This is a genomic window from Sphingomonas sp. LH128 (assembly GCF_000293195.2).
Lineage (GTDB): Bacteria > Pseudomonadota > Alphaproteobacteria > Sphingomonadales > Sphingomonadaceae > Novosphingobium > Novosphingobium resinovorum_A.
The window spans coordinates 1-3,033 of sequence record NZ_ALVC01000374.1; the positions used below are offsets into that span (position 1 = coordinate 1).

A 3,033-nucleotide genomic window follows, 5' to 3' on the forward strand; every position below is an offset into this window, starting at 1 on the left:
AGTTCGTGCTGGCGGGCAGCGCGATCTATGAAATCTTCGAGTGGCTGTTGACCGTGTTCATGGCCGGGCCTGACGCGCTTGCCTACAACGGGCAGCAGGGCGATCCGTGGGACCCGCAAAAGGACATGGCGCTCGCCGGGATCGGCGCGGTGGCGGCGGCAGGGGGCCTGCGGCTGCGCACGCGGCTTACCGCCAGCTAGGCAGCCACATCCACAGGTTGTAGGCGTCCTTGAAGGGCAGCGGCCAGCCCGAGATGATCGGGTAGAACACCACGAACAGCGCCAGCGACAGGCCGAAGACCCACCGCGCCACCAGTCGCCAGCGGTCGCGCCGGTCCCACAAGGCGTCGAGGCCGAGCGCCAGCAGCGCCATCAGGAACGCGCCCGGCAGCAGGTAGTGGTAGTAGAACTGCACCGGCTTGCCGTTCACCGCCCACATGCCCACGCACACGAAATAGAGCACCGCGAAGAACAGCACGTCCCGGCGGCCGCGGAAGAGGGCGGCCCACACACTCCAGAAGAACGCGAGGAGGCCCGCGATCATCGCCATCGGATTGCCGATCATCACCACGCCGCGGTGCGCGCCGTCGACGTTCTGGAACAGATACCAGATGCCCCGCCAGTCGACGATCCACTGATACCAGTACGTCTTGTAAGGGTGCGGCTTCTTCACGCTATCCTGCAGGCGTACCATCAGTTCGTGCTGCTGGACGAAGCCCCAGGGCGAGAGCGTGTGGTGCGGGTAGAACATCGCCGGGATGAACGTCGCCCAGTAGACCGCGATCGGAAACAGGCCGAGCCACAGCGCGGCCTCGATCAGGCTCACGCCCTTGATCGGCCCGGCGCCGCGCTTGCCGATGAAGACCGGGCCGGTATCCGCGATACGCATGGCGAGGAAGGCGAGACCCGGCATCGCCAGCGCCGGAGCGCCGCTCCACTTCGCGCCCAGCGACAGGCCGAGGGCCAGGCCGCTCAGGATCAGGTGCATGCGCGCGATGCCGGTGCGTTTCGCTCGCCATGCGGCCGCGAACTGCCACAGGCCCACCATGCACATGCCTGCGGCGATCATGTCGAGCATGGCGATGCGGCTTTGCACGAACCACATAAAGTTGGTGGCCAGCAGCGCCGTCGCCAGCACCGTCGCGCGGCGCAGTTGCGTCACATGCCAGACCAGCCGCGCAAAGGCGAACAGGCCGAGTCCGCCGAACAGTGCCGGGCCGAGGCGCCACGCCAGCGGCTTGTCGCCCAGCAGGTGGATGAAGCCGGCGATCACTTCCTTGGCGAACAGCGGATGTTCGCGGTTGGCGGGGATCAGCTCCAGCAGCTTGAGCGCGGCGGGGACGTAGTGAACCTCGTCGAAGTAGTAGCGCGAGGGGATCGTCAGCCGCCACAGCACCAGCGCCTCGAACGCCGCGACGATGAGAAGGCACCAGCCGAGCGGATCGCGATTTTGACGGGAGAGTGGCATCGGATGCGCGGATAAAGAGGGGCGCGGGTTTCGGCAAGCGCTTGAGCGGTTCGCCCCTCCCCGTCCGGCTAAGCCGCTTCGCGGCCAAGCCTACCGCCCATCCCGCATGCGGGAGGGGTAGCGAGACTTGGCAGTTTGCTGCCTCGTCGCAGCGGGGTGGGCCCAGCGCGCTTGCACAGACTCGCGCGCGCCCTTAGAGGCTTGCGCCATGAAACGCACCACCGGACAGGACCGCAGCCAGACCCAGAGCTGGCGCCCCGCAACCCGCGCCATCCGCGGAGGCACCTGGCGCTCGGAAATGGGCGAGACCAGCGAAGCGCTGTTCCTGACTTCGGGTTACAGCTACGACGATGCCGCCACGGTCGCCGCCCGCTTCCAGGGCGACGAGGAAGGCATGACTTACTCGCGCCTGCAGAACCCGACGGTGGCGATGCTGGAGGAGCGCATCGCTCTCCTCGAAGGCGCCGAGGCGTGCCGTACGCAGGCCACCGGCATGGCGGCAATGACCGCCGCGCTGCTGTGCCAGCTTTCGGCGGGCGACCACATGGTGAGCGCGCGCGCCGCTTTCGGTTCGTGCCGCTGGCTGGGCGACCACCTGTTGCCGCGCTTCGGCGTCGAGGTGACGCTGGTGGACGCCGGTGACACCGCGCAGTGGGAAGCGGCGATCCGCCCCAACACCAAGGTCTTTTTCTTCGAGACCCCGGCGAACCCGACCATGGGCGTCGCCGACCTCGCCGCCATCGCCGAGATCGCCAAGGCGCACGGCATCACCACGGTCGTCGACAACGCCTTCTGCTCGCCCGCGCTGCAGCGGCCGATGGAGTTCGGCATCGATGTCGTCGCCTACTCCGCGACCAAGCTGATGGACGGGCAGGGCCGCGTCCTTGCTGGCGCCGTCTGCGGTTCGGAGCAGTTCATCAACGACGTGCTGCTGCCGTTCCAGCGCAACACCGGCCCGAACCTCTCGCCGTTCAACGCCTGGGTCGTGCTCAAGGGCCTCGAGACGCTGGACCTGCGCGCCAAGAAGCAGAGCGAGAACGCGCTGGCTCTCGGCAAGTTCATGGAAGATCGCGTGCCCACGATCCTGCACCCCTGGCTTGACAGCCACCCGGCGCAGGCGCTGGCGATGAAGCAGATGGATGCTTGCGGGCCGATCTTCTCCTTCGTGCTCGATGGCGGGCGCGAACAGGCGCATGGGCTGCTCGATGCCCTGAAGCTGATCGACATCTCGAACAACATCGGCGACTCGCGTTCGCTGATGTGCCACCCGGCCTCGACCACGCACCACAACATGGGGCCGGAAGGCCGCGAGGCGATGGGCATCGGCGAAGGCATGCTGCGCATCAATGTCGGCCTTGAGGACATCGAAGACCTCAAGGAAGACATGGATCAGGCTTTGAAGGCCATCGGCCTTTAAAGTAGCGCCGACGCGGTCGCGTTGAAGAGCGACTGCCAGTTTAGCCTGCCAGCCCCCCGACGCTGGCAGGCCGTTCCCCGATAGCTCAGCGGTAGAGCATTCGACTGTTAATCGAATGGCCGTAGGTTCGAATCCTACTCGGGGAGCCA

Annotated in this window: 3 protein-coding genes and 1 tRNA gene; 3 read left to right on the forward strand and 1 reads right to left on the reverse strand. The window is 66.7% G+C overall.

The features are described 5' to 3' along the window. Positions 1–200: DUF2238 domain-containing protein (locus LH128_RS25360; protein ID WP_008832552.1), on the forward strand; the 200-nt coding region annotated here is incomplete at its 5' end. On the opposite strand, the gene LH128_RS25365 is transcribed toward LH128_RS25360, so the two are convergent. After that, positions 187–1,467 (reverse strand): phospholipid carrier-dependent glycosyltransferase, encoded by a 1,281-nt coding sequence (locus tag LH128_RS25365; RefSeq protein ID WP_008832553.1) that lies wholly within the window; start codon positions 1,465–1,467, stop codon positions 187–189. The genes LH128_RS25360 and LH128_RS25365 overlap by 14 nt on opposite strands. Before the next feature lie 208 nt (positions 1,468–1,675). Here LH128_RS25365 and LH128_RS25370 point away from each other — a divergent pair, with 208 nt between their 5' ends. Beyond that, positions 1,676–2,884, forward strand: coding sequence for a trans-sulfuration enzyme family protein (locus LH128_RS25370; RefSeq protein WP_008832554.1), 1,209 nt, complete (start codon positions 1,676–1,678; stop codon positions 2,882–2,884). Positions 2,885–2,958: 74 nt separating this feature from the next. Next, a tRNA-Asn gene (locus tag LH128_RS25375) sits at positions 2,959–3,033 on the forward strand.